This window comes from Ruegeria sp. BG11 (genome assembly GCF_056538565.1).
Genome location: NZ_JBQFTH010000003.1, coordinates 127765 through 152805 on the forward strand (window position 1 = coordinate 127765; position 25041 = coordinate 152805).

Consider the following 25041-nt stretch of genomic DNA (forward strand, 5'->3'; position numbering starts at 1 on the left):
GGCGACCTGACGCCTCGGGCCAGACAACCTAAGCTGTTGCCGTGAACGTGACCCCTCCGGGGTACAACTCAGCAGCGGTCAGGCAGTTGGTCGCGAAAGCGCCGGTGTCGATCGAAATGACCCCGTCCCGAACTTCGGCCTGATCAACGATCGTGTGCCCATGCACCACCCATTGACCATCCCGGCGCGGCTGCCGTCGGAACTTGGGATGACCCCAAAGGCAGGTTCTCCGGTCCTGTTTTTCCGCTGATGCCCGAGGGTCCAGAGCGGCGTGAACGACCGAGACATTGCCGCTGGTCCACATCAGGGGCCGCTCGGTCAGCCAATCAACAAGCTCCTGCCCCATGGCAATGCGAAAACGCTCCGCCAAATCGCCCTGGTCGGCGTCGAAATCCTTTATTCCAAAGGAGGCAAGCGTCTGGGCGCCCCCGTTGTTCATCCACAGCGGGCCAATGCCGAACGGATCCTCAAGAAACCGCAGTAACATCTCTTCATGATTGCCCAGCAGGCAGGTTACACGCCCATTCGAGGTCAAACTCAGATGTTTCAACTGCCGCAACACCTGCGCGCTGTAATCGCCCCGGTCGATATAGTCACCGACAAACACCCAGGGCAGGCTCTCATCAAGCTTCGGCAGCAGGGCTTGCAACAGATCCAGACGTCCGTGGATATCTCCGACCGCCACAAAGCGCGCCGCGGGCCTTATGCCCGACACATCCGCGCCGCGCATTCCGCCCGGCCCAAGCAGCCCTTTGATCCAGCCCGTCACCATGCAAAGACCTCTACTCCGACCGGCTGCGACGGACAATCGGCAATCGGTCCGGAAACCAGCGGTTGACCAATGGCCGCGCAACCTTGATAGACATTGCAGACGGGTCGCCGAAGCGTGAGGGATGTATGAAGCGGGTTTTGATCACGGGCACGGCCGGATTTATCGGCTTTCACCTGGCGAAGCTGTTGCTGTCCGAAGGGTTCCGTGTGCATGGCTATGATGGGATGACCGACTATTACGACGTCGCCCTCAAGCAACGCCGTCACCAGATGTTGCTGCAAAATCCCGGATTCACCACCACTGAAGACATGCTGGAAAACCATGAACGGCTGATGCAGGTCGCGGATGAGTTTCGGCCCGAGGTGATCATCCACCTCGCCGCACAGGCCGGTGTTCGCTACAGCCTTGAAGAGCCTCGCAGCTACATCAACTCGAACGTCGTCGGTACGTTCAACGTGATGGAGGTCGCGCGGCAGCACAAGGTTCAGCATCTTCTGATGGCCTCGACTTCTTCGGTCTATGGCGCCAATAAGGATATGCCCTTTACCGAGGTTGAAAAAGCCGACACGCAGCTGACCATCTACGCGGCGACCAAGAAAGCCAATGAGGCGATGGCCCATTCTTACGCCCATCTTTGGGACCTGCCGACTACCATGTTCCGGTTCTTTACGGTTTATGGCACCTGGGGGCGGCCCGATCTGGCACTGTACAAGTTCGTAGACGCGATCCTCGAAGACCGCCCGATTGATATCTACAACCACGGCGACATGTATCGCGACTTTACCAATGTCGAGGATCTGGTCCGAGGCATCCGTTTGCTGATCGACGTGCCTCCGGTGCGGTCCGCCAGCGCGGATGAGGTCGAGGACGGCGACAGCCTGTCCCCCGTCGCGCCGTACCGCGTCGTCAATATCGGGAATGGTGACAAGGTGCGCCTGATGGATTTCATTGAGGCCATCGAGGCGGCGATCGGGAAAAAGGCCATCCGCAACTACATGCCCATGCAAATGGGCGACGTCCCCGCCACATGGGCCAATACCGACCTGTTGCAACGCCTGACAGGGTACCGCCCGGAAACCAATTTCAAAGACGGGATTGCGCAGTTTGTTGCGTGGTTCCGCGACTATCACGGCAAGTAGAGGGTCAAGACCGGAATGCTCGAAACCAATCCTGACGCCCGCAAAATCGCCGTGATTGGGTTGGGCTATGTCGGCCTGCCGCTTGCGGTCGCTTTTGGAAAAATCGGCCCCGTGGTCGGGTTTGATATCAACGCCGCACGTATCGACGCCTTACGCAATGGCAAGGACGCAACGCAAGAGGTCGAACCCGAAGACCTTGCCGCCGCATCGGGCCTGAGTTTCACCACGCAAGCGTCCGACCTTGCGGCGTGCGACACCTTCATCGTCACGGTGCCCACCCCAATCACCGCAGGCAAACAACCTGATTTGTCGCCTCTGCTCACAGCCTCAGAAACCGTGGGAATGGTCCTGAAATCCGGCGATCTGGTGATCTACGAATCCACCGTCTATCCCGGCGCGACCGAGGAAGACTGTGTGCCTGTGCTGGAGCGCACCTCGGGCTTGAGTTTCAACACTGATTTCTTTGCCGGCTACAGCCCCGAACGGATCAATCCCGGCGACAAGACCCATCGGATCGCGGATATCTGCAAGGTGACCTCGGGCTCGACCCCGCAGGTGGCGGACCTGGTCGATGCGCTCTACGCGCGGATCATCACAGCGGGAACGCACAAGGCCGAAAGCATACGCGTGGCTGAGGCTGCAAAGGTGATCGAAAACACTCAGCGCGACCTGAACATCGCGCTGGTGAATGAGCTGGCGATGATTTTCGGCCGGATGGAGATCGACACCGAGGCCGTTTTGCGCGCCGCGGGGACCAAGTGGAACTTCCTGCCCTTCCGCCCCGGTCTGGTAGGGGGGCACTGTATCGGCGTGGACCCCTACTACCTGACCCACAAGGCCGAGGCCGTGGGCCATCACCCTCAGATTATTCTGGCCGGGCGGCGGCTGAACGATCGGATGGGCAGTTATGTTGTGTCTCAACTGGTCAAACGCATGACCCGCAACGGCATCAATGCCGGTGCGGCACGCGTTCTGGTTCTCGGCCTGACCTTCAAGGAAAACTGCCCTGACCTGCGGAACACACGCGTCGTTGATATCATTGAGGAATTGCAGAGCTATGGCATCAGCGTTGATGTCCACGATCCCCATGCCGACCCCGTCGCAGCGGAGGCTGAATACGGCCTCTCGCTTTCAAGTTCCCCTCAGGACGGAACTTATGATGCAGTCGTTCTGGCCGTCGCGCATCAGGAATACAAAGATGCTGATCCGTCAACATTCCGAGCTTACGGCAAACCCAACAGCGTGGTGTTCGACATCAAGTCCTGCCTGCCAAGGGACGCGAGTGACTTAAGGCTCTAACCCAGTTCCACAAAAGAAAACCGGCGCAAAATGCGCCGGTTTATTTTTTTACCCGCCGAAATCGTCGAGCATGATATCTTCGCGGTCTACACCCAGATCCAGCAGCATGTTGATGACCGACTGGTTCATGATTGGAGGACCACACATGTAGAACTCGCAATCCTCGGGCGCGGGGTGATTCTTGAGGTATTCTTCGAACAAAACGTTGTGGATGAAGCCGGTATAGCCCTTCCAATCGTCCTCGGGCTGCGCGTCAGACAGGGCAACGTGCCAATCGAAATTGTCGAACTCTTCGGCCAGCTGGTCAAAATCCTCGACAAAGAACATCTCTTTCTTCGACCGCGCACCGTACCAGAAGCTGATCTTGCGATCGCGGTTTTCCAGACGCTTGAGCTGGTCGAAGATGTGGCTGCGCATGGGCGCCATGCCAGCGCCACCGCCGATGAAGACCATCTCTTTTTGGGTTTCGCGGGCGAAGAACTCACCGAACGGACCCGAGATGGTGACCTTATCACCCGGTTTCAGGTTGAAGATGTATGACGACATCTGACCCGGAGGGATGCCATCGGAACCCGGAGGAGGCGAGGCCACACGGACGTTCAGCATGATCATGCCCTTTTCGTCCGGATAGTTCGCCATCGAATAGGCACGCTCAATCGGTTCAGCGACGACGGACTCGTACTGCCATAGATTGAAGCGATCCCAGTCCTCGCGATATTCCTCTTCCACGTCGAAATCGGTGTATTTCAACTGGTGCGCGGGAGCTTCGATCTGGATGTAGCCACCAGCGCGGAAGTTCACGTCCTCGCCTTCGGGAAGGTCCAGGGTCAGAGCCTTGATGAAGGTCGCCACGTTCTCGTTCGAACGAACGGTGCATTCCCATTTCTTGACGCCAAAGACTTCCTCGGGGACTTCGATGTCCATGTCCTGCTTGACCGCAACCTGACAGGACAGACGGTCGCCACAGGCCGCTTCACGCTTGGTGATATGGCTTTCCTCGGTTGGCAATATCGACCCGCCACCGGAATGCACTTTCACCCGACACTGCGCGCAGGTACCACCGCCACCACAGGCGGAGGGAACGAACAGCTTCTCGGCCGCCAAGGTCTGCAGCAGCTTTCCACCGGCAGGGACCGAGATGGTCTTTTCGCCGTTGATGGTGATGTTTACGTCACCTGTCGAGACCAGTTTCGAACGAGCCGCCAGAATGATCGTCACCAGCGCGATGACAATCACTGTGAAAAGGGCAACGCCTAAACCAAAAGTTTCCATTCTGCCCTCCTTACAGTTTCACGCCCGAGAAGGACATGAAGGCCATCGCCATCAGACCCGCGGTGATGAAGGTGATCCCCAGACCTTGCAGGCCGTCGGGAATGTCCGAGTATTTCAGCTTTTCACGAACGCCCGCCATTGCGGTGATCGCCAGGGCCCAACCAAAGCCCGAAGACAGGCCATAAGTGGTCGCCTCGGCAAAGTTGTAATCCCGCTCCACCATGAACAGCGAACCACCCAGGATGGCGCAGTTCACCGTGATCAGCGGTAGGAAGATCCCCAGCGCGTTGTAGAGCGGCGGGAAATACTTATCCAAAACCATCTCGAGGATCTGAACCATCGCCGCAATCACGCCGATATACGAGATTAGGCCAAGGAAGGTCAGGTCCACATTCGGGAACCCGGCCCAGGACAACGCACCCGGTTTCAGCAGGTAGTTCAGCAGCAGGTTGTTGGCGGGCACAGTGATGGCCTGCACGACCATGACCGAAATTCCCAGACCCAGCGCAGTCGAGATCTTCTTCGACACGGCGATGAAGGTACACATCCCCAGAAAGAAGCTGAGCGCAAGGTTTTCGACAAAGATGGCCTTTACGGCCAGTGAGATCAGACCTTCCATCAGTGGGCCTCTACCTGCTGAATTTTGTATTCACGCTCTTCCACCTGGTTCGGCTTCCATGTGCGGAAGGCCCAGATGATCAGACCGATGATGAAGAACGCCGACGGGGGCAGCAGCAACATGCCGTTGGGCACGTACCAGCCGCCGTTGTTGACGGTCTCCAGAATGGTGACACCGAACAGCGACCCTGCACCGAAAAGCTCACGAATCAAGCCGACCAGCAGCAGGATCAGGCCGTAGCCCATACCATTGCCCATGCCGTCGATAAAGGACGCAACCGGAGGGTTCTTCATGGCAAACGCCTCGGCGCGGCCCATCACGATACAGTTGGTGATGATCAGGCCGACGAAAACCGAAAGGGTTTTCGAGATCTCAAACGCATAAGCCTTGAGGATCTGGTCTACCAGGATCACCAGCGAGGCGATGATCACCATCTGCACGATGATCCGGATCGAGCCGGGAATCTGGTTACGCAGGCACGAGATGAAGAAGGACGAGAACGAGGTCACGAAGATCACCGCGAGCGCCATCACCATCGACACCTGCAGCGATGAGGTCACCGCTAGTGCCGAACAAATGCCCAACACCTGAAGCGTGATTGGATTGTTGTCGACAAGCGGGTCGACCAGCATCTCTTTCTTGGTCTGGGACATCAGAGCTCTCCTGCTTGCAGTTTGGCCAGAAACGGTGCGTAACCCGCATCGCCCATCCAGAATTTCACCAGGTTATCGACACCTACCGAGGTCAGAGTCGCCCCAGCCAGCGCGTCGATATAGAAGTCGGGTCCGGCGGCGGGCTGGGATTTCGACACGGTGATTTGCAGATCACCATTGTCATCCCGCAGCTTCTTACCGTTCCACAGAGCCTTCCAGCGTGGGTTGTCCACCTCGGCCCCAAGGCCGGGGGTCTCACCGTGCTGATAGAATTGCAGCCCGTAGATGTCGTTGCCGTTATTCTCCAAAGCAATAAAGCCATAGAGTGTGGACCACAGACCATAGCCATGCAGCGGCAGGATCACCTTGTCCAAATCACCAGCATCGTCGCGCAACAGGTAGATCACGCGGTATTTCGACTTGCGGCCGATACCTGCCGGGTCATCATCCAGCGCGACGCTCAGTTCAGGGTCACTCGCGGCGGCGATATCGTCGAACGTAGCCGGATCAAACTGATCATCGACAAACTCACCGGTCGCTAGTTCCAGCACATGAGGCTCAAACGCGGCGAAGGCTTCGGTCACGTCGATGCCAGGCTCATAGACACCCGCTACCTGCAAAACGTTGACCTGCTTGTCCTTCAGGCGGTTGGTCTCCTGCACCGGGCGCAAGCTAACGGCGGCTGCGGACACGACCATCGAAGCGACCAGACAGACGGCAACCGCGATGATAATCGTTTTGCCGACAGAGTCCGGCGAGGCTGCCAGGAACTTGGCGATCGCGCCTTTAGGTGCCTCGCTTTGATCTGGGGATTGCGTATCAGACATGGCGACGCGCCCTCCGTTTGATGTTGGCTTGGACGACGAAGTAGTCGATCAGCGGAGCAAAGACGTTGCCGAACAGAATGGCCAGCATCATGCCTTCTGGGAAAGCTGGGTTGATGACACGGATCATCACAACCATGATACCGATCAGCGCGCCGTAGATGTAGCGACCCATGTTAGTGTGGCTGGCCGAAACCGGCTCGGTCACCATGAACGCCAGACCGAAGGCATACCCACCGATGACCACATGCCAGTACCAAGGCATCGCAAACATCGGGTTTGTGTCCGAACCGATTAGGTTCAGCAGCAGGGTAAAGCCAATCGTACCCGCCAGACAGCCGACAATCAGGCGGTAGTTGGCAATCCGCGTGGCCAGCAGGAAGGCCAGACCGATCATACAAGCCAGCGTTGAGGTTTCACCGAAACTGCCTTGGATCGAGCCGAAGAACGCGTTCCACCAGGTGATGCCATCAGCGGCCAGCGCCTGAAAGCCCTGCGACGCAGAGACGGACAGAGCGGTCGCGCCCGAGAAGCCGTCAACCGGGGTCCAGACCGTGTCACCGGACATGCTCGCCGGATAGGCAAAGTACAGGAACGCACGACCGACCAGAGCCGGGTTCAGGAAGTTCTTACCAGTGCCGCCGAAGACTTCTTTCCCGATTACAACGCCGAAGATGATGCCCAACGCTACCTGCCAAAGAGGCGCGGTTGCAGGCATAATCAGCGTGTAAAGCATTGAAGTAACGAGGAAACCTTCGTTTACTTCGTGGCCCCGCACGGTGGCAAAAATGACCTCAAAGATACCACCCGCGACAAGCGTCACGATGTAGATCGGCAGGAAATAAGTGAGCCCGTGCATCACGTTGGCAAAGACGCTGGAGGGGTCCAGCGAGATACCAAACATCTGCAGCAGAGCAATCCGCCATCCGGTCGCCGATTCAGGCCCCAGCAGCGCAATGGCCGAGTTCGCCTGATAGCCGGTATTGTACATCCCCCACAGGATACAGGGGATCGTCGCGATCACGACGTAAGTCATGATCCGCTTCATGTCGATATACGACCGAGCATGCGGCGCGGCGGTGGTTACAGTTTTCGGAGTGTAGATGAAGCTTTCCACCATCTCGTAGATGGGGAAGTACTTCTCGTACTTGCCACCCTTAGTAAAGTTTGGCTCGATCCGATCAAAGAAGCTGCGCAAACCCATTTGGATCAGCCCTCCTTTTCAATCTTGGCGAGGCAGTCGCGAAGCGCCAGCCCATATTCATATTTCGCCGGACAGGCAAAGCCGACAAGGCCCAGATCCTCTTCGTCCAGCTCCAGTGCACCCAGTGCCTGAGCGGTATCGGTGTCCATCACCAGCAAGGCCCGCAGCAGCTGCGTGGGCAGGTAATCCTGCGGCATTAGCCGTTCGAACACACCTGTCGGCACCATCGCGCGACGGCCACCGTTGAGGTTGCTGGTCAGATTATACAGTTTGTTGGACAATGCCGAACCCAGAACCGGCTGGATCGAGTATTTCGACGGCATCGGACGAATCCAGCCCATCGGAATCTGATCGTGGTCTTCCCGGATGATGGTGATCTGACGTGCGAACCGGCCCAGATAGGCGGTCGGTCCCTCGGCTTGAGTACCCGACAGAACCGAGCCCGAAATAATCCGGGGTGTTCCGTCCAAGTTGATCTCTTCCTTCGTCAGCTCATCTGTCGAGGCACCCATGGCGGTGCGGATCAAACGCGGCTGACGTGCGCCCGGTCCGGACAGAGCGATCACGACATTCGGGTCCAGATGGCCGGACTGCATTAGGCGGCCAATCGCGATGACGTCCTGATATCCGATGGTCCAAACCTGTTTGTCGCCTGCGAGCGGCTCCAGGAAATGAATGTGAGTACCCGCCAGACCGGCAGGGTGCGGGCCTGCGAAGGCCGCCGCTTCCACTCCGGCAACATCTGCGCCTGGAACTGCGTCGCCATCTTTGTGGCACAGGTAGGTCTTGCCATCGGAAAGCTTGGCAACCGCCGCCAGACCGGCGGCAAAGGTGTCCCCTGCATCGGCGATGATTACGGCGGCATCAGCGGCCAGAGGCTCGCTGTCCATCGCCGTTACAAAGATCGCCGCCGGTTTGGTGTCGGGCGTCGGCATTTTCGAATAGGGCCGTGTGCGGAACGCCGTCCAAAGACCCGCCGCGCAGAGTTTTTCTGCCACGCCCTCGGCCGTGTCGCCATTGCCCACGCCCGAGAAATCAACACCCGCGTCATTCGGGTCAGAGATTTCAATCACAACGCTTTGCAAAACGCGGCGCGCACCACGGTTGATCTGAATGACCTTGCCGGTCATCGGAGCAACCATCATCGCCTCGGGGACGTCCTTGTGGCAGAATAGCGGGGTACCACGCTGCACCTCGTCGCCTTCCTGCACCAGCATGCGGGGCTTCAACCCCAAATAGTCGCCGCCCAAGGCCGCAACCTGGCTGAATTCAGGCCCCGGCTGGATCGTTTGATCCGGGGCACCCTCGATCGGCAATTCCAGCCCTTTTTTCAGTTTGAAAGTTTGCATCTCGCTACTGTCTTCCAAGCCTCTCTCCTGCGCCAGCTATCATCGCCCAATTAGAAGAGGCATCTGATAGCGCGGATGATAAACCGACCGGGTCGCAAAGAGCTATTTGCTGGTCGGAATCCGCAGGCGTGTGTCTGATGTCGGTCCTTTACGCGCCGACGACCAGAAACGCAAACCCGTTAGGCTCGAAATTATCTATTGTTTGTCACTTTGTCTTAATCGAATGTTCATATTGGCGCTAACACACCGATATTTTGCCGGTCGCACCTCTGCCGCATCCGGTGTAAGCAACAAAAATGAGCATGACCCACGACCTTGATATCTTCCTGGTGGCAACACCGGGCCTCGAAACCCCGCTCTGCGCCGAGGCCACCCAACACGGATTCGCAGGCGCGCGTGTCGTGCCCGGCGGCGTAAGCTGTACGGGCGACTGGTCCGAGGTCTGGCGGGCCAATCTTGTCCTGCGCGGTGCCAACAAGGTACTCGTGCGCATCGGCAGCTTTCCTGCCGTCCATCTGGCCCAGCTGGACAAACGCGCGCGCAAGTTTCCCTGGTCGGACTTTCTCTGCCCCGACGTGCCCGTCAAGGTCGAAGCCACCAGTCGCAAGTCTCGCATTTACCATGCCGGGGCCGCGCGCCAGCGCATTGAGCGCGCAATCTCTGACACCTTGGGCGCAGCAATTTCTCCCGAGGCCGATCTGCGCGTTCTGCTGCGCATCGAAAAGGATCTCTGCACGCTGTCGATCGACAGCTCAGGCGAGCCGCTGCACAAGCGCGGTCACAAAACCGCTGTTGCCAAGGCCCCCATGCGCGAGACCATGGCCGCGATGTTCCTGCGCGAATGCGGGTTCGAGGGAACGGAGCCGGTTCTCGACCCTATGTGCGGCTCGGGCACCTTTGTTATTGAAGCCGCCGAGATCGCCCTTGGGCTGGCGCCGGGACGTTCGCGATCCTTCGCTTTCGAGCAGCTGTCCGGGTTCGACAAAGCGGCGTGGGAGGCAATGCGGAGCGCGTGGCGCCCATCCGAGAGCCCCCTTCAGTTCTACGGCTCCGACCGCAACACAGGCGCTGTCGAGGCCGCCTCTGTCAATGCCGAACAGGCTGGTGTGGCGGAACATACCCGTTTTCAGCATCGTGCTGTTAGCGATGTCAAACCACCCCCCGGACCCGCTGGTCTGGTTATCGTGAACCCCCCATACGGTGCACGGATCGGTGACGAAAAACGTCTGCGTTCGCTCTATGGCAGCCTTGGCAAAACGCTGATGAACCGCTTCCAGGGGTGGCGCGTCGGCGTCATCACCAGCGCCCCTGCCCTCGCTCGCGCGACGCGCCTGCCTTTTCTGCCTACTGGTCCGTTCGTCGATCACGGCGGCACGAAAATCCGCCTGTATAGAACCGAGATTCTAGAGTAGTGCATTCAGCCCAACCTAGTAGAGAGCGCCAAGAATTTTCCAATTTCACGCACAAGAATCCCTCTTGCGCATCCCAACCCACGCGTATAGACCCGCCGCCACGGTCGGAGTGTAGCTCAGCCTGGTAGAGCACTGTCTTCGGGAGGCAGGGGTCGGAGGTTCGAATCCTCTCACTCCGACCAATGAAACAAGGCGCCCAAGGGCGCCTTTGTTGTTTTCAGAGGAATGGCCACAACGATATCCGCAACGTTTCGTTCGATAGATGTGCTCAGTTCGTTCACTACCGGCATCCACCAACTACTGAATTGGCACTTAATATCCTCTAATTTATAATTCCCGCTTCGTTCGTAAGCGCATCTGGACTGTAGGACCTATAGACGTTTTTCAGGGTTTCGCGCGAGGTTGCAAAATAGGCAGTGGCGTCCTCCAGTGTCATGCCGCGAATGCTCGTCTCCACTTTTTCAAACCCGAATTGTCCCTTCGACTCACGCTTTGGCCAACCACAACAGAACCAATAACTATGGCTGCTCCTATCGACTGAGTGAGGCTAAGCGTTTGTCCCAAGTATACCCAGCCTAGCACGACAGCTGTAACAGGACTCATCATGCCAAGCATCGAGACTGCACTGGGCTCCAGGCGCGCTATGCCACGAAACCAAATGACATAGGTTGCTGCAGCACCGATCAACCCGAGCCAAATAAGGCCGGCGACATTTGTCGCGCTGAACGCAGGTAGAGGCGGCTCAAGGAACAGTGCGACTGGCAGCAGTATCAAACCACCGGCTGTCAATTGCCACGCTGTGAAACTCAGCGCCGAGACAGGAGGTTGCCATTTCCGACTTAGAACAGTGCCAGCAGCCATTGACGCGGCTCCTCCCAAACCCGCTGCAATACCGATCCAATCAAGTTGTGCTTCTGGTCCGATCAGCAGCAGAGATACACCCATTACGCCAGTCGCGGCGGCACCGAGAGCACCAAGTCGGATTGGGGTTCCGAGCCATCCCCACGCCATCAAAATCACGATCATCGCTTGCAAAGATCCTAGGGTGGCGGCCACACCACCGGGCAACCTATAGGCAGCAATGAAGAGGAGCACCCAGAACAGAGCGAAATTGAGGCTACCTAAGACGAAAGTTCGACCGAGCCATTCGCGTGGTGGAACGCAGCGCGTCACTGCGAGCAACAACAACCCAGCAGGCAGAGCTCGTAACGCAGCCAGGGTAATCGGGTAGCCAGCCGGGAGCGCTTCGGTAGTTACCAGATAAGTGCTTCCCCATACCGCTGGGGCGAGTGAAGTGAGAAGAATATCGGTTGAACGTGACATGGCATGTCTCCCGTCTGAAGCGTTAGAGAATTTGAGTGAGACGTCAGAGGCACGCGGGCTACGCTGCTTCCGCTTGCAGGTTTGATCCAGCGAGGCACACTGCAATCCTTGCAACATGAGCGCCCTGGAGCCGCGCTCCGGCTAGGTCAGTTTCGGTAGGCTTGCGGGAACCGTCAGCACCGGCGATCGTTCCGGCGCCATACGGTGCGCCGCCAATGATTTCTTCTGATGTAGTCTGGCCAGCAAATGTGTAGGGCATTCCGGCAATCAGCATCCCAAAGTGTTGAAGTGGGACTTGCGTTGTCAGAAGGGTGGCCTCGTGCCCACCATGCTGCGAACCCGTAGATGCAAAGACCGCCCCGACTTTACCAACCAGAGCATTCCTGGCCCAAAGCCCGCCGGCCTGATCCAGGAACGACTTCACTTGACCGGCCATCATGCCAAATCGGGTCGGCGTTCCCAGAATTATTGCATCATAGTTTTCCAGATCTGCTGGTAAGGCGACAGGCGTATCATCATCGACATAGCCGGCCTGCTGGCGGACTTCTTCAGGCACGGTTTCAGGCACACGCCGAACGTCAACTTCGGTGCCGGGAACACTTCTGGCGCCTTCAGCTTCTGCATCGGCCAATGCGCGGACGTGGCCATAGCTTGAGTAGTAGAGAACGAGAATACGTGACATAAGAGACCTCTCAGGGCTGTGACTTTCCCTGAGAGAATGGAATTAGTTGCGTCGCCAATTAAGTCTCGCTCTTTGACATCACTATTTACCTGTATTGAACAATGTCATGACCTGAGAGCCAGGCGCAGATGATCAAGAAAGGCTTTGACCTTTGCGTCCATTCCCAAGCGAGATGCTGTAACGGCGAACACTTCCGGCGCAGGCAGTTCATGGTCAGGAAGAACTCTCACCAAGGCCCCGCTGGATTCGGGAGCATCAGAGACGAACTCGGGCAGAGTTCCGATGCCTTGCCCCGCTATCAGCAGATCGCGCAAAACGAGGCTGTTGCCGACCCGCACGCGCGGATCAAGCTCTAATGCGGTGACACCTTCGGCAGCCGAGAGCTTCCAGCTCGTCAAATGATCAGCAAGCAAAAAGCCGATGATAGCGTGGTTTTTCAGATCCGCCGGCTGGGTCGGCGTCCCGCATCGCTCCAAATAGTCAGGAGACGCAAAAATCCGCTGTCGCATCACGCCGATCCGTCGTGCAACAAGGGCCGAGTCCGGCATCGCGGCTCGGATTCGTATCGACAGATCGAACCCGCCCTCGACCATATCAATCACCTTGTCGTCCATCGAAAGAGTAAATCGCAGATCTGGATAGGTTTTCAAGAAATCTGGAAGCATCGGTGCGATAACGGTTTGGCCGAAGGAACTCGACGCATTTACCCGAAGGTGCCCACGCATCGCTTTGGAACCTTCCCGAATGGTCTGTTCCGTTTTTTCGACAGCGTCGAGAATTCTAATTGCATCTTGGTAATAAAGACTGCCGGTGTCAGTCAGTGACATGGATCGGGTCGTGCGGGTGAGGAGAACGGTTCCCAGACTTTCTTCCAGAAGCTTGATTTCTCTGCTGAGAAGCGCAGGAGAAACACCAAGGTCTTCCGCCGCACGGGCAAAGCTACTGCGTTCAACGATACGGCGAAAAGCTTGCATGACTGACAGTTTGTCCAAGTTATCACCCTTCGAAATAGCTGCTTTTGATGTGTTACGCGATTGATCGAGTCTACGACATGCCCAAACTCACAGTCTTTCAGGTCGAGCTGATCCAGTTCAATTCTGTTTGCGGAGTATCCACCACACCTGTGAACTTGAGCTCGGGAACAGTTTTCGGTTCTGAGAGCTCCTCCCTACAGTCTCCCGTCACCAGCTTACCTATTAAATTACCGGCTTTTAGGACGCTCCTAGCACTACTTTGCATATCTAGGCACAGTCAGCCTCTATACGGTGCAGCTCACTATTCACGACTAGTCCCCCACTATTAACAATCGTCGGTTTCTTCTCTCCGGAGTAGCTCAATACACTGCCTGGCATAGACGTGTGCTTACGCTCTCAATGTGGTTCTCCCTCAGGAACGTTGTGAGCAGGCCTGAGCTACGTCCGTTCTCTTATGTGTGTCTGGGTCGTCTGGCCTGTGTTTCGTCGCTGTGCGCGCTTTTCTGGCCTGTCTTCGGATAGGTGTTGTCTGAGAACCTTTGTTTTATGGGTTTGTCTGGTTCAAAGGTTTACATTTTGGTCTAAAAAATTGGTTTTGAGCCGAAATCTGTCAACTTAATGTAAACTTAGTGTAAACCTTTGGCCTGATTTTGGGGTGCCGCAACAGCTGCACTCGCCGTAGGTTCGGTTCAGGATCACTTCCGTTGCTCACGTCACGGAGGAACCGCATCCAGGCGCGCTCATTCAATGTTAAATCGTCTTTCTGTTCATACATGGCACCTACCTCCCAAAGATGGTCTTTATCGCCGTCTCTGACCGACTGGTCAGCCTAGGATCAGTGTTGTTGGAAGCCTTGCGAATTGCTTTAAGCCAACCAAGCTCATTCGACGTGACAGGTTCTCCGAACACCTCGACGACTGCCTCAGCTGCAGTCAGTCCGATCGACTGCTCAATTGCGAGGCGCATAAGGTAGGCGGCGTCGCATTCCAAAGCTTTCGCCAAAGCCGGGACGCGATCCAATGCCACCTTGGAACTACCCTGCTTGATCATAGTGATCATGTTCGGGCCGACGTATCACGTCTGCGCTGCGATCTCGGCCTGGCTCTTTGTCGGTTTCAGTTCGAGCACCCGACGGTCGACATATTTCGCCATTCGTGTGTCTCCATACGGTTTATTCGTCATCGCTATCCTCTTTGAAGTGATGCAGCACGCTTTGCATGTCTTCGTTATAGCGACGGTAAGAATGGGAAATTGAGGCGGGAAGAAATCAGTCAGCTAAAATGGTTAGCCAGTAGGGAACAACTCATTCTGACTCGATCTTTCTATCCGGGCGGAAAAACAGCTGTCTTTTTTACCGTTCCATAGACAAAGCTGGTATCGATTGAGGCTATCCCACCGATCGGATGAATTCGGTGACGAATAAATTCCTCGTAGGCCTCGAGATCCGATACCAAAACCCGCAATTGGTAGTCCATTGCCCCGGTCAGCACGTGGCATTCAAGAACTTCATCGATCATCCGAACGCGTTTCTCGAAGTTCTGAATGTCCGTTTCGTTGTGTCGCTCCAATCTGATACGCACGAAGACGGTAATGGCCATCCCATACGCGGCAGCGTCAACGTCGGCGCTGTATCCCTTTATTACTCCGTTGGCTTCTAGGTTTTTGACCCGGCGCAAACACGGTGAGGGAGACAGGTTCACCTCGTCGGCAAGATCCTGGTTCGTCATGCGCCCGTCCCGCTGCAGCGCTCGAATGATCTGCCTGTCCTTTGCGTCCATTTCACCCTCTAGCTTAGCAGAATATGCCAATAATGCTACATATGTTGGTATATTTCGCAACCATTAGCCTAAAGTAAAGGCGCAAACTAGCTTCAGCATGATTCAGGAGCTTCTAATGACTCGTCCAACCGGATTTGCCACCCGCGCCATTCACCACGCTTATAGCCCTCTGGAAAATGTCGGTGCGCTGACACCACCGCTGCATTTGACGTCCACGTTTACCTTTGAAACCGCAGAGGCTGGTGCAGAGATGTTCGCCGGCGAGCGTGAAGGTCATATCTACAGCCGTATTTCAAACCCTACATGCGACCTTCTTGAGCAACGCATTGCCGTGCTTGAAGGGGCCGAGGCCGGGCTAGCTCTCTCAAGCGGCATGGGGGCGATCACGGCAGTGCTTTGGACCCTGCTGTCGCCTGGTGACGAAGTCATCGTGGACAAAACGCTCTATGGCTGCACCTTCGCCTTTATGCGTCATGGTTTGGCGAAATGGGGGGTCACGATAAGACATGTCGACATGACAGACCCTGAGAACCTGAAAGCGGCCGTTTCTGACAAAACCCGCGTTGTCTATTTCGAAACTCCAGCCAATCCGAACATGCGCTTGGTGGACATCGCCGCAAGCGCCGCAATTGCGCATTCGGTTGGTGCAACGGTCGTCGTCGATAACACTTATGCCAGCCCGTATCTGACCCGCCCGATTGAGCACGGCGCAGATATCGTTCTACACTCCGCTACCAAATATCTCGGGGGACATGGCGATGTAGTCGCTGGTCTGGTTGTAGGAACCGCCGAACAAATTGCTGAGATCCGACTTGTCGGTATGAAGGACATGACCGGCGCGGTAATGGCCCCTTTCAACGCGATGCTGATCTTGCGTGGCCTGAAAACACTGAACCTGCGTCTGGACCGTCACTGCGCGTCCGCCAAGGTCGTCGCGGCCTTCCTCGAAACACATCCTGCCGTCGGCGAGGTTTATTTCCCTGGGCTTGAGAGTTTCGCCCAGCACGATCTAGCGCAGCGACAGATGTCCCAACCGGGCGCTATGATAGCGTTTGAGGTCAAGTCCGGTCTGTCTGGTGGAATTGAATTCATGAACCGCCTGAACATGATCCAGCGCGCGGTATCGTTGGGCGATGCGGAAACACTGATCCAGCACCCAGCATCGATGACCCATTCGACATATACGCCCGAAGAACGGGCCGAGCATGGGATCAGTGATGGCCTAATCCGCCTGTCCGTCGGGCTGGAGGATGTCGAAGATATCCTTGCAGACCTGGAGCAAGCTTTGCCCTACCCTGCCCGCAGCGCCGCCTGAACCCGGAGACCACCATGCACATTGATCCCACCCAACTGCAGATCGTTGAACAGCGCCTGCTGTGGTTGTCTCATTGGATGATCCACCATGCCAACCATGTCCGACCAAAGGTGGATGGGATCAAGATCGGTGGCCATCAGGCTTCGTCCGCTTCGATGGTGTCGATCATGACCGCGCTTTATTTCTCGGCCTTGCGGCCTGAGGACCGGGTTGCAGTCAAACCCCATGCGTCGCCGGTGTTTCATGCAATGCAGTATCTCATGGGTAATCAGACCCGCGAGAAGATGGAGAATTTCCGCGGATTTGGGGGTGTGCAAAGTTATCCCAGCCGGACAAAGGACATTGATGATGTTGATTTCTCGACCGGGTCTGTGGGTTTAGGTGTCGCGATCACCTCGTTTGCGTCGATCATTCAAGACTACATCAAGGCCAAAAGCTGGGGGTCAGACGCGCCAATGGGACGTATGGTGGCACTTGTTGGCGATGCCGAACTGGACGAAGGCAACGTCTATGAGGCGTTGCAGGAAGGCTGGAAAAACGACCTACGAAACACGTGGTGGATCATCGACTACAACCGACAGTCTCTGGACGGTATCGTCCGAGAAGGACTGTTCGAACGGATCGAGAAAACCTTCGATGCATTCAGTTGGGATGTCGTGCGCATAAAATACGGAGTTCTTCAACGCGCGGCCTTTGAAGAGCCCGGCGGCAACCGCCTACGCGACTGGATTGATGCTTGCCCCAACCAAGACTACTCCGCTTTGACTTTCATGGGTGGTGCGAATTGGCGACAGCGTCTCATGGACGATCTGGGGGATCAGGGGGATGTGACTGCCTTGATTGAAAGGCGGACGGATGCAGAGCTTGCAGCCCTTATGGAGAACCTCGGCGGCAACTGCGTCGAGACCATGGCCCAGACATTTGCCGCCATCGATCATGATCGCCCGACATGCTTCCTGGCCTACACCGTCAAAGGATGGGGCACCCCTATTGCAGGCCACAAGGACAATCACGGCGGGCTGATGAACAACAGCCAGTTCGTCGCATGGCAGTCGCATATGGGTGTGCCGAAGGGCGAAGAATGGGAGCCGCTCGCGACGGTGCAAGATCCAGACGCATTCAAAGATTTCCTGGCCAGCACCCCGTTCTTTGCCAAAGGTCCGCGCCGCTATTTTGATGACAAATTGGACGTGCCGCCAATCGAAATCGACACCAGTCGCGAAATCTCGACCCAAATGGCGTTTGGCAAGATCCTAGACGATCTATCAAAAGGCGACAGCCCATTGGCTGCACGTATAGTGACAACCTCTCCGGATGTGACAGGCACGACAAGCCTTGGTCCTTGGGTGAACCGGCGCAAACTGTTCGCCCGATCCGAGCAAGCCGACGCCTTCATAGAACACCGGATCCCTTCGACGGCGAAATGGGAATTCACGCCGGAGGGGCAGCATATCGAGCTTGGTATCGCCGAAATGAACCTCATGTTGCTTCTGGGAGCGGCGGGTCTGTCGCATTCCCTGTTCGGTAAGAGGCTGATCCCAATTGGCACCGTCTATGATCCATTTGTCAGCCGCGGCCTCGATGCGCTGAATTACGCTTGCTATCAGGACGCGCGCTTCATGCTGGTTGGCACACCATCGGGTGTCACGCTCGCGCCAGAAGGTGGAGCACACCAATCCGTTGGAACACCGCTCATCGGGATGAGCCAAGACGGCTTGGCCGCTTTTGAACCCGCCTTTGCCGACGAGCTGGCGGTGATTATGGAATGGGCCTTCGACTACCTGCAGCGTGATGGCGAAGGACAGCCCGACGAGCGCACATGGCTGCGCGATGAAACTGGAGGGTCTGTCTACCTGCGCCTGACCACCAACCCGATTGAACAGCCCGGCAAACGTGTCGACGACGAGTTTCGCCAAGGTGCCATAGATGGGGCCTATTGGTTACGAAAACCCGGGCCCAATTGCGAAGTTGTAGTCGCCTATCAAGGAGCAGTCGCGCCGGAGGCAATCAAGGCCGCCGGTATGATTGGTGAAGGCCGTCGCGACATAGGTGTATTGGCCGTGACATCTGCAGATCGCCTAAATGCCGGATGGACCGCTGCTCAACGAGCGCGTTCTCGCGGTAACCAAGCGGCACGCTCCCACATCGAAGCCCTGATGTCCGACCTTCCGCCACACTGCAAGCTTGTCACCGTTATAGATGGTCATCCTGCGACTCTATCCTGGCTGGGGGCAGTGCTTGGACATCAGACTATTCCAATGGGTGTCGAGCACTTTGGTCAGACCGGAACAATCGGCGATCTGTATCGCCACCACTGCATTGACGCAGACGCTATCCTAGAGAAAGTGAATGGACTGACCCACGGCAGAACTCTTCACCGTGCATAAGTGGGCTTGATCTGGGCAATAATGTAGAGAACAAACTAGCACTGAACATAGACCACGATAACTAGCGGACCATGTAGACAGTGCTCTGAGGTTCAATGAACCTGCCGAACCTGAACTTGGCTGGTTTGATTGGCGATAACGCCTGGAAAACAGGGCTCCTTTGACTAAAATTCAATAACTTGGCCCTTTGCACCGGTCTTCGGGAGACAGGGGTCGGAGGTGCGAATCCTCTCACTCCGACCAATGAACTTACCTTTCCGCCGACTAAGGTTTCCTCCTTCAGCCTGAAGCGTTGCTAGTTCAAGTCGTAATTTTGAACTGGCGGCCTATTCCAGCCGTTCATCGATTCCGGCATTCGCTGCGGCGTGGCTGACCACACCAGTCAATCGCTGCGATCGCTAAATCGACCAGGCAACGAACTTCCGGATCGCGGATAAAGTTGGCTTCGGCTGCGGCCCTGCAAAAGTCAAAGTCGTTAGCATACCTCAGAGATCCAGAAAGTTGGATATAAGGCGTTGAAACAGATCAGATTTCTCCACATGGAGCGCGTGGGCACAGGCCGGTACGACTGCAAGCGATGTACTGGGGATCGCCTCCCACAGCTTATGAATTTGGCTCCACGGATATGTCCGATCTCGATCGCCCCAAAGGACGAGTGTCTCCTGCCGGATCCGGCGAAGGTTCTGTTCACCTGACCAAGCTTGCATCGCGTCTAGGCCCGCCTCCAGAGCCGGCAGCGTGGTTCGAGCGGCAATCGCGGCGCAGTGTTCATATCCGGGTGCAGCTTCGCAATCCAGAAACCAAGTTGCTGCGATCCGACGTGCGGTAGCCACCGGGCCATCTTCCGCTGCGCGCTTTTTACTCTCTTCAATAGTCTCGAACCGCCCTGGTAAAACACCGATGGCGCCAGTTGCGTAAAGCACAAGACGGTTAATCCTTTCACGATCTCGCAAAGCCAGTTCCTGAGCGATCATGCCGCCCATGGAGTGACCAAGCAGAAAATACTCCTCCACTCCAAGGCCGCGGAGGTGCTGGACAACCCAATCCGCATATCCGCCAATACTGTCGATTGGCGGCAGATGGGCATTTGCTCCGAATCCAGGCAGGTCGACTGCAATCACATCAGCGTGCTGCTGCAGTGTATCGCGACACCTATCCCATTGTGCGCTGCCCCCCATGAAACCATGAACAAGGACAAGGGGGGTCACTTTCGCTGACCTTGAACGATCCGATCAAGGATCATCGCGCAGAATAGAATGGCAAAGCCTGCGAGGATACCCTGGCCTACATTGGCGTATTGCAGCGCCTCGAGGACGTCTTCGCCCAGCCCTTTCGCACCAATAAGCGAGGCCACCACGACCATGGCCAGTGACAGCATGATTGTTTGGTTGATACCCGCGCGAATGGAGGGGCTGGCAAGCGGAAGATCGACCTTGGTGAGAAGGTACCACCTGTTGGCGCCAAAACTGATCGCGGCTTCACGTACGCTTTCAGGCACACCACGCAGGCCCAAAACGGTAAGGCGTACCACGGGTGTCCCACCGAAGATCATAGTGACAATGACTGCCGCTGGCTTACCAACCCCGAAAAAGGCAATCACAGGCACCATGAAGACAAAAGCAGGCATGGTCTGCATGAAATCCATGATTGGCTGGATGACAGCGTAGAACCGCGGTCGGCGCGCAGAGAACATGCCCAAGGGAATGCCTATCACGATGGAAAGCAGCGCCGCAGTGCCGAGAAGCGCCAATGTGGTCATAGCTTTTTCCCAAAAGCCGAGAAGGCCCATATAGGCCAGAAAGGCACCAGACCATATAGCCATGCGTAAGCCAGCTGTGAGCCAGGTCAACAAAACGATCAGAGCGGCCACCACGATCCAAGGGGTCTGAACCAACGCCACCTCCATCGCATCCAGCAACCAGCGAATGGCCGCGGTGAGCCCGTCAAAGAACGCCACACTGTTGGCGACGCACCAAGCGATAAATGCCTCTACGCTGTCAATACTGGCCAGGCGAATTGAGTTATCTGTCGGAAATTCGCTAAGAAATGAAAAACGACCCGGGAAACTGTAGTGGATCATTGCGGTCGCGACTAACAGGATCATGAAACCCGCGCTGAAGACAATCTGACTGACCGGCATGCCAGAGCGAATGGTGCGGTCCGATAGCCAGTCAGAAAACCGTGCCTCCAGCGCCCAGTTGGCGGCCACAGCCTGTATGAGCTTGGCCACAAGCAAGATGGCAACACCGGTGAGCGCAATCGACGGCCCTTGCGCGGCGAGCAACTCTGCCTCGGCGCGGAAGCCCTCAATATTGGCCTCCAACCCTTCGATCTGGCGCTGGATGGCTGCGGCTCGATCCGAACCGCTCTCTTGGGCGGCCGCAAGCTGCTGGTAGCGCAAATCGAGCGTACCTTCGATCGAGGTCACACGGGCCAGCGCGTCTGCTCCCAGATCTCCGAATAGGCCCCGCGCGATCTGCACAAAGCCAATCGCCTCGACGACAAGGAAGGCCAATGCCCATGACCAAAGCCCGCGCGCGCCGAACCAGATCGGACCAAAGAGCCCGGCCATCACATTGAAGGTCGCTGTAAAGCGTGCGGAAGCCCCGATCTTGTCGAAGTTGCGGATGTAGTAGTCGGGGCTGGTGCGCACAAAGGTGCGGATATTCTCCCGGCGTTCCTCGGCATAGGCCTGCGCGGCTTCGCTTTCTGTGTCTTCAAGGGGGTTCACACCAAGATCTTCGCTCATGACATTTCCGTCCCTTCAATCACGGTGCGCAACAGATCTGCGCGAGTGATGACACCTCTGTCCTCGCCGCCTTCGGACACCAGAACCGGCCGTTCGTCGTCGATGGCTCGTGTGATTAAAGCGGAAAGTGTCTCATTGTGGTCCACCCGGTCGATGTCAGCCGGCAGTGGGCCGTGCGTGGCGAGGTAGCTGTCCAAAGGTTGCATTGCCGCATGAGCATGCACCACCTTCAGCCGCGATATCCCGGCCACGAAATCAGCGACGTAGTCATCAGCGGGATGCATGACAATGTCCTCAGCCGAGCCGATCTGCACCATCTTGCCGTCACGCATGATCGCAATCCGGTCCCCGATGCGAACAGCCTCATCGAGGTCATGGGTGATGAAGATTGTTGTTTTCTTGAGGATTTTTGACAGCCGGATGAACTCATCCTGCAACTGCCGTCGGATCAGAGGATCAAGTGCGGAGAATGGCTCATCCATCAACAGAACATCAGGGTTGGCCGCGAGCGCACGGGCAAGCCCCACACGTTGTTGCATGCCGCCGGAGAGTTCGTGAGCGAATTTCGACCCCCACGCTCCCAATTCGACAATGTCGAGAATGGCGGCCGCCTGCCGCATACGCTCGTTCTTGGCGACCTGGCGGATTTCCAGCGGCATTGCTACATTATCAAGGACCGAACGGTGGGGCATCAGCGCGAAATTCTGGAACACCATCCCGATTTTCCTATTGCGGAAAGCCTGAAGTTCCTTTGTGCCGAGCGCCATGACGTCTGTGCCCTCGATCTCGATCCTACCAGCCGTTGGTTCGAGCAGGCGATTGAAATGGCGCACGAGGGTGGATTTGCCGCTCCCTGATAGGCCCATGATGCAGAAAATCTCACCGCGATTGACGTTGAGGCTGACATCGGCCACGCCCACCACCGCGTTGAACTCAGCAAGGACTTCAGCCTTGGTCAGCCCCCGCGCACGAATGGCTTCCAAAGCGGCCTCAGGTTTTGCCCCGAAGATTTTCCAGATGTTGGAAATTTCGATTACAGTCTCGTCGCTCATCCGCCCACCCGTACGTGCCTTCAAATGGGGCGGCACCGCTAGGTGCTGCCCGTTGTTTTAGGTCTGGCTCAGAGACCCAGCATCGAGTCTACACGCTCGGAATTGGCGTTAACCCATTCGGCCGCAACTTCCTCAGCATCGCGACCATTGGCACTGATCTCGAAGGCCAGCGAGCTCACGTCATCGGCTGTCAGGGAGAAGTTTGCAAAGAACTCCGCAATCGCCGGCGAGCGTTCCCCAAGCGAGTTGGACCAGGCGATTTGCACTTCCTTCAGAGCGTCCTTACTGGCTACCATCGACTTGTTGTACCAGTCAGGGTCGTCGGAGGGCTGCACCATGACGTATTTTTCAGGGTCATAAGTTGGTTCGGTCAGCATCACCACGTCAAACATGTACCAAACAGCATGCGGCTCGTAGCAGTAGAAGGCATATCCTTCTTTTTTGGCGATACTGTCCTTGATGCGCGCGGTCTTCACAGCTTCCTCGGCGCGGATCGGATCGATGAAATCCAACAGGCCATAGTCGCGTACCTTCACCTCGTTCACATTGGCCGAGGCCCAGCCGGGGGCACCGATCCACATCTCACCCTTGCCATTGCCATCGCTGTCCATCGCAGCCGCCACATCGGGGCGTCCAAGATCCGCGATGTCGGTGATATTCATCTCTGCGGCAAAGTCTTTGGAGACGCAGAAACCTTGATTGCCCTGATAGGGGTTCGATGACAACGTCACGGTGCCGGCACCATCAACGTATTGCTTGGTGAACGCTTCCTGGTTTGGCAACCATACATCGGGGTGAACGTCGATATCGCCCTTACCCTGATCCATCGCTTGAAAAATCGTAGCATTGTTACCGGGCACATACTCCACCGTGCCGCCAATGCGGGTGGTCACGATCTCACCCAAGACATGGGCAATGGCCTGTGCTCCGGTCCAAGTGGGAACACCGATCTTAACCTCTTCAGCGGCGAGTGGCGCGCCAAGAGCTGAAACCAAAGCCGCGCTGATCAAGTATTTTTTTAGTTTCATTTGATATCTCCTTGTTGGTTTGTTGTAGATTTCAGGCCACGTAGCCAGGAAGTTCAAAGGTTTCGGGATAGCCAAACAGGGCTGCGCTTCCGCCGGTGTGCAGAAACACGACATTGTCCATGCCGTCGAAATAGCCTTTGCGGGTTTGGTCGATGAGACCATCCAACCCTTTACCCGAATAGACCGGGTCGAACAAAAGCCCTTCGGTGCGAGCCAACAGCTTAAGCGCGTCGATCATCCCTTTGGTCGGAAGACCATATCCTGCACCAACGTAGTCGCAATTTGCGCGTACGTTTTCTCGCGCAATGGGCGTACCCGTTTCCATATATTCGACAGTGCGCACAGCCAGATCATGGACCATGCCTTCCTGTTTGTCCTGTGGGGCCCGCACGCCGATGCCCAGAAGGTGAATGTCACTTTCAAGGGCGGCAAGACCCGCGACCAATCCGGCTTGCGTGCCTGAGCTGCCGGTCGCATGTACCAACGCATCAATTTTCAACCCGGCATTGGCGGCCTGTTCGCATAACTCGCGCGCGCAATTCACATAGCCCAAAGCCCCGATTGGGTTCGATCCACCGCCCGGAATGATGTAGGGGTTTTTGCCTTCTGTCTTCATCCGCGCAGCGCAGGCTTCCATCTCGGCGTTCATGTCCGCACCACCGGGACGCTTGGAGACACTGGCGCCATGCAAACGATCCAACAGGACATTTCCATTCAGAATATAGTTCGGATCATTGGAACCCGTGCGATCCTCAAGCAGGATGTGGCACGCGATGCCAAGTTTTGCGGCCGCTGCTGCCGTCTGACGCGCATGATTGGATTGCGTCGCCCCCTGCGTGATGATGGTATCTGCGCCTTTCTGGACTGCGTCAGCCATCAGAAATTCCAGCTTACGGGTCTTGTTCCCACCCGACGAGAGGCCGGTGCAATCATCCCGTTTGACCCATAAACGCGGGCCACCCAAAACCTCGCTCAGGCGATCCATCGGCTCCAAAGGCGTAGGAAGATGACCAAGCGATACCCGGGGAAATTTCGCCAGCGTCAGCGATAGCTCCTTGCACAAGCTCAAAACCATCTCCGGCGCGACCATCGCGTCACCGCCGGTCATCTGAATTGTCTCAGCCACCACACTCTCCCTGCTTTTGCCTACAGCAAAACAGTTTCAAAAGAAAAAGAATAAAAACAGTGCATATTTCGCAGGCTGCCCATA

At 56.6% G+C, this 25041-nt stretch carries 21 protein-coding genes and 1 tRNA gene; 6 read left to right on the top strand and 16 right to left on the bottom strand.

Annotated elements, in window-relative coordinates; all coding sequences use genetic code 11:
* Positions 1–28: 28 nt before the first annotated feature.
* Positions 29–772 (bottom strand): metallophosphoesterase, encoded by a 744-nt coding sequence (locus ACR0JF_RS06655; protein WP_170659341.1) that lies wholly within the window; start codon positions 770–772, stop codon positions 29–31.
* Between the two features lie 125 nt (positions 773–897).
* Here ACR0JF_RS06655 and ACR0JF_RS06660 point away from each other — a divergent pair, with 125 nt between their 5' ends.
* Positions 898–1911, top strand: a complete 1014-nt coding sequence (locus ACR0JF_RS06660; protein WP_170659342.1) for a GDP-mannose 4,6-dehydratase — start codon at positions 898–900, stop codon at positions 1909–1911.
* Between the two features lie 15 nt (positions 1912–1926).
* The gene (gene tviB, locus ACR0JF_RS06665) at positions 1927–3210 is read left to right on the top strand and encodes a Vi polysaccharide biosynthesis UDP-N-acetylglucosamine C-6 dehydrogenase TviB (protein WP_170659343.1); all 1284 of its coding nucleotides are present in this window, start codon (positions 1927–1929) and stop codon (positions 3208–3210) included.
* 48 nt (positions 3211–3258) lie between these two features.
* Here the strand turns inward: tviB and nqrF are convergent, their stop codons facing one another.
* The 6 genes from nqrF to ACR0JF_RS06695 are packed head-to-tail and all read right to left on the bottom strand — an operon-like array spanning position 3259 to position 9131.
* Positions 3259–4482, bottom strand: coding sequence for an NADH:ubiquinone reductase (Na(+)-transporting) subunit F (gene nqrF, locus ACR0JF_RS06670; protein ID WP_170659344.1), 1224 nt, complete (start codon positions 4480–4482; stop codon positions 3259–3261).
* Positions 4483–4492: 10 nt separating this feature from the next.
* A complete protein-coding gene (gene nqrE, locus ACR0JF_RS06675) occupies positions 4493–5101 on the bottom strand; it encodes an NADH:ubiquinone reductase (Na(+)-transporting) subunit E (protein WP_170377273.1) in 609 nt (202 codons plus the stop codon).
* Positions 5101–5754 (bottom strand): NADH:ubiquinone reductase (Na(+)-transporting) subunit D, encoded by a 654-nt coding sequence (locus tag ACR0JF_RS06680; protein WP_170659345.1) that lies wholly within the window; start codon positions 5752–5754, stop codon positions 5101–5103. The genes nqrE and ACR0JF_RS06680 overlap by 1 nt, the downstream gene beginning before the upstream one ends.
* Positions 5754–6581, bottom strand: a complete 828-nt coding sequence (locus ACR0JF_RS06685) for a Na(+)-translocating NADH-quinone reductase subunit C (protein WP_170659346.1) — start codon at positions 6579–6581, stop codon at positions 5754–5756. Before ACR0JF_RS06685 ends, ACR0JF_RS06680 begins: the two co-directional genes overlap by 1 nt.
* Entirely contained in the window at positions 6574–7782 is a 1209-nt protein-coding gene (locus ACR0JF_RS06690; protein ID WP_170472437.1) for an NADH:ubiquinone reductase (Na(+)-transporting) subunit B, read from the bottom strand. The genes ACR0JF_RS06685 and ACR0JF_RS06690 overlap by 8 nt, the downstream gene beginning before the upstream one ends.
* Positions 7783–7787: 5 nt before the next feature.
* Positions 7788–9131: a Na(+)-translocating NADH-quinone reductase subunit A gene (locus ACR0JF_RS06695; RefSeq protein ID WP_170659347.1), complete on the bottom strand. Its 1344-nt coding sequence runs from the start codon at positions 9129–9131 to the stop codon at positions 7788–7790.
* Positions 9132–9427: 296 nt separating this feature from the next.
* On the opposite strand from ACR0JF_RS06695, the gene ACR0JF_RS06700 reads away from it, so the two are divergent.
* Positions 9428–10543, top strand: coding sequence for a THUMP domain-containing protein (locus ACR0JF_RS06700; RefSeq protein WP_170659348.1), 1116 nt, complete (start codon positions 9428–9430; stop codon positions 10541–10543).
* A 105-nt stretch (positions 10544–10648) separates the two neighbouring features.
* Positions 10649–10725 (top strand) — tRNA-Pro (locus ACR0JF_RS06705).
* 250 nt (positions 10726–10975) lie between these two features.
* Here ACR0JF_RS06705 and ACR0JF_RS06710 read toward each other — a convergent pair.
* The 4 genes from ACR0JF_RS06710 to ACR0JF_RS06725 all read right to left on the bottom strand — a co-directional run bounded on the left by ACR0JF_RS06710 (position 10976) and on the right by ACR0JF_RS06725 (position 15300).
* Entirely contained in the window at positions 10976–11866 is an 891-nt protein-coding gene (locus tag ACR0JF_RS06710; RefSeq protein ID WP_170659349.1) for a DMT family transporter, read from the bottom strand.
* 58 nt (positions 11867–11924) lie between these two features.
* Positions 11925–12548 carry an NAD(P)H:quinone oxidoreductase gene (wrbA, locus tag ACR0JF_RS06715; RefSeq protein WP_170659350.1) on the bottom strand — a complete coding sequence of 208 codons (624 nt, stop codon included), beginning with the start codon at positions 12546–12548 and terminating at the stop codon, positions 11925–11927.
* A 104-nt stretch (positions 12549–12652) separates the two neighbouring features.
* A complete protein-coding gene (locus tag ACR0JF_RS06720) occupies positions 12653–13540 on the bottom strand; it encodes a LysR family transcriptional regulator (RefSeq protein ID WP_480669021.1) in 888 nt (295 codons plus the stop codon).
* A 1304-nt stretch (positions 13541–14844) separates the two neighbouring features.
* A complete protein-coding gene (locus ACR0JF_RS06725; protein WP_170659352.1) occupies positions 14845–15300 on the bottom strand; it encodes an Lrp/AsnC family transcriptional regulator in 456 nt (151 codons plus the stop codon).
* 115 nt (positions 15301–15415) lie between these two features.
* Here ACR0JF_RS06725 and ACR0JF_RS06730 point away from each other — a divergent pair, with 115 nt between their 5' ends.
* Positions 15416–16615, top strand: a complete 1200-nt coding sequence (locus ACR0JF_RS06730) for a methionine gamma-lyase (protein WP_170659353.1) — start codon at positions 15416–15418, stop codon at positions 16613–16615.
* A 14-nt stretch (positions 16616–16629) separates the two neighbouring features.
* Positions 16630–19002 (top strand): 1-deoxy-D-xylulose-5-phosphate synthase N-terminal domain-containing protein, encoded by a 2373-nt coding sequence (locus tag ACR0JF_RS06735; protein WP_170659354.1) that lies wholly within the window; start codon positions 16630–16632, stop codon positions 19000–19002.
* A 485-nt stretch (positions 19003–19487) separates the two neighbouring features.
* On the opposite strand, the gene ACR0JF_RS06740 is transcribed toward ACR0JF_RS06735, so the two are convergent.
* The 5 genes from ACR0JF_RS06740 to cuyA form a co-directional block, all read right to left on the bottom strand.
* A complete protein-coding gene (locus ACR0JF_RS06740) occupies positions 19488–20210 on the bottom strand; it encodes an alpha/beta fold hydrolase (RefSeq protein ID WP_170659355.1) in 723 nt (240 codons plus the stop codon).
* A complete protein-coding gene (locus tag ACR0JF_RS06745) occupies positions 20207–21751 on the bottom strand; it encodes an ABC transporter permease subunit (RefSeq protein ID WP_170747520.1) in 1545 nt (514 codons plus the stop codon). The genes ACR0JF_RS06740 and ACR0JF_RS06745 overlap by 4 nt, the downstream gene beginning before the upstream one ends.
* Positions 21748–22803 carry a betaine/proline/choline family ABC transporter ATP-binding protein gene (locus tag ACR0JF_RS06750; protein WP_170659357.1) on the bottom strand — a complete coding sequence of 352 codons (1056 nt, stop codon included), beginning with the start codon at positions 22801–22803 and terminating at the stop codon, positions 21748–21750. The genes ACR0JF_RS06745 and ACR0JF_RS06750 overlap by 4 nt, the downstream gene beginning before the upstream one ends.
* Before the next feature lie 68 nt (positions 22804–22871).
* On the bottom strand, positions 22872–23831 hold the full coding sequence (locus ACR0JF_RS06755; protein ID WP_170659358.1) for an ABC transporter substrate-binding protein: 960 nt from the start codon (positions 23829–23831) through the stop codon (positions 22872–22874).
* Positions 23832–23862: 31 nt separating this feature from the next.
* Positions 23863–24876, bottom strand: a complete 1014-nt coding sequence (gene cuyA / locus ACR0JF_RS06760; RefSeq protein WP_480669097.1) for a D-cysteate sulfo-lyase — start codon at positions 24874–24876, stop codon at positions 23863–23865.
* Between the last annotated feature and the right edge of the window lie 165 nt (positions 24877–25041).

Bases quoted from the DNA above. Each gene is read 5' to 3' on its own strand.
- ACR0JF_RS06655 (WP_170659341.1), bottom strand. From the start codon at position 772: ATGGTGACGGGCTGGATCAAAGGGCTGCTTGGGCCGGGCGGAATGCGC.
- ACR0JF_RS06660 (WP_170659342.1), top strand. From the start codon at position 898: ATGAAGCGGGTTTTGATCACGGGCACGGCCGGATTTATCGGCTTTCAC.
- tviB (WP_170659343.1), top strand. From the start codon at position 1,927: ATGCTCGAAACCAATCCTGACGCCCGCAAAATCGCCGTGATTGGGTTG.
- nqrF (WP_170659344.1), bottom strand. From the start codon at position 4,482: ATGGAAACTTTTGGTTTAGGCGTTGCCCTTTTCACAGTGATTGTCATC.
- nqrE (WP_170377273.1), bottom strand. From the start codon at position 5,101: ATGGAAGGTCTGATCTCACTGGCCGTAAAGGCCATCTTTGTCGAAAAC.
- ACR0JF_RS06680 (WP_170659345.1), bottom strand. From the start codon at position 5,754: ATGTCCCAGACCAAGAAAGAGATGCTGGTCGACCCGCTTGTCGACAAC.
- ACR0JF_RS06685 (WP_170659346.1), bottom strand. From the start codon at position 6,581: ATGTCTGATACGCAATCCCCAGATCAAAGCGAGGCACCTAAAGGCGCG.
- ACR0JF_RS06690 (WP_170472437.1), bottom strand. From the start codon at position 7,782: ATGGGTTTGCGCAGCTTCTTTGATCGGATCGAGCCAAACTTTACTAAG.
- ACR0JF_RS06695 (WP_170659347.1), bottom strand. From the start codon at position 9,131: ATGCAAACTTTCAAACTGAAAAAAGGGCTGGAATTGCCGATCGAGGGT.
- ACR0JF_RS06700 (WP_170659348.1), top strand. From the start codon at position 9,428: ATGAGCATGACCCACGACCTTGATATCTTCCTGGTGGCAACACCGGGC.
- ACR0JF_RS06710 (WP_170659349.1), bottom strand. From the start codon at position 11,866: ATGTCACGTTCAACCGATATTCTTCTCACTTCACTCGCCCCAGCGGTA.
- wrbA (WP_170659350.1), bottom strand. From the start codon at position 12,548: ATGTCACGTATTCTCGTTCTCTACTACTCAAGCTATGGCCACGTCCGC.
- ACR0JF_RS06725 (WP_170659352.1), bottom strand. From the start codon at position 15,300: ATGGACGCAAAGGACAGGCAGATCATTCGAGCGCTGCAGCGGGACGGG.
- ACR0JF_RS06730 (WP_170659353.1), top strand. From the start codon at position 15,416: ATGACTCGTCCAACCGGATTTGCCACCCGCGCCATTCACCACGCTTAT.
- ACR0JF_RS06735 (WP_170659354.1), top strand. From the start codon at position 16,630: ATGCACATTGATCCCACCCAACTGCAGATCGTTGAACAGCGCCTGCTG.
- ACR0JF_RS06745 (WP_170747520.1), bottom strand. From the start codon at position 21,751: ATGAGCGAAGATCTTGGTGTGAACCCCCTTGAAGACACAGAAAGCGAA.
- ACR0JF_RS06750 (WP_170659357.1), bottom strand. From the start codon at position 22,803: ATGAGCGACGAGACTGTAATCGAAATTTCCAACATCTGGAAAATCTTC.
- ACR0JF_RS06755 (WP_170659358.1), bottom strand. From the start codon at position 23,831: ATGAAACTAAAAAAATACTTGATCAGCGCGGCTTTGGTTTCAGCTCTT.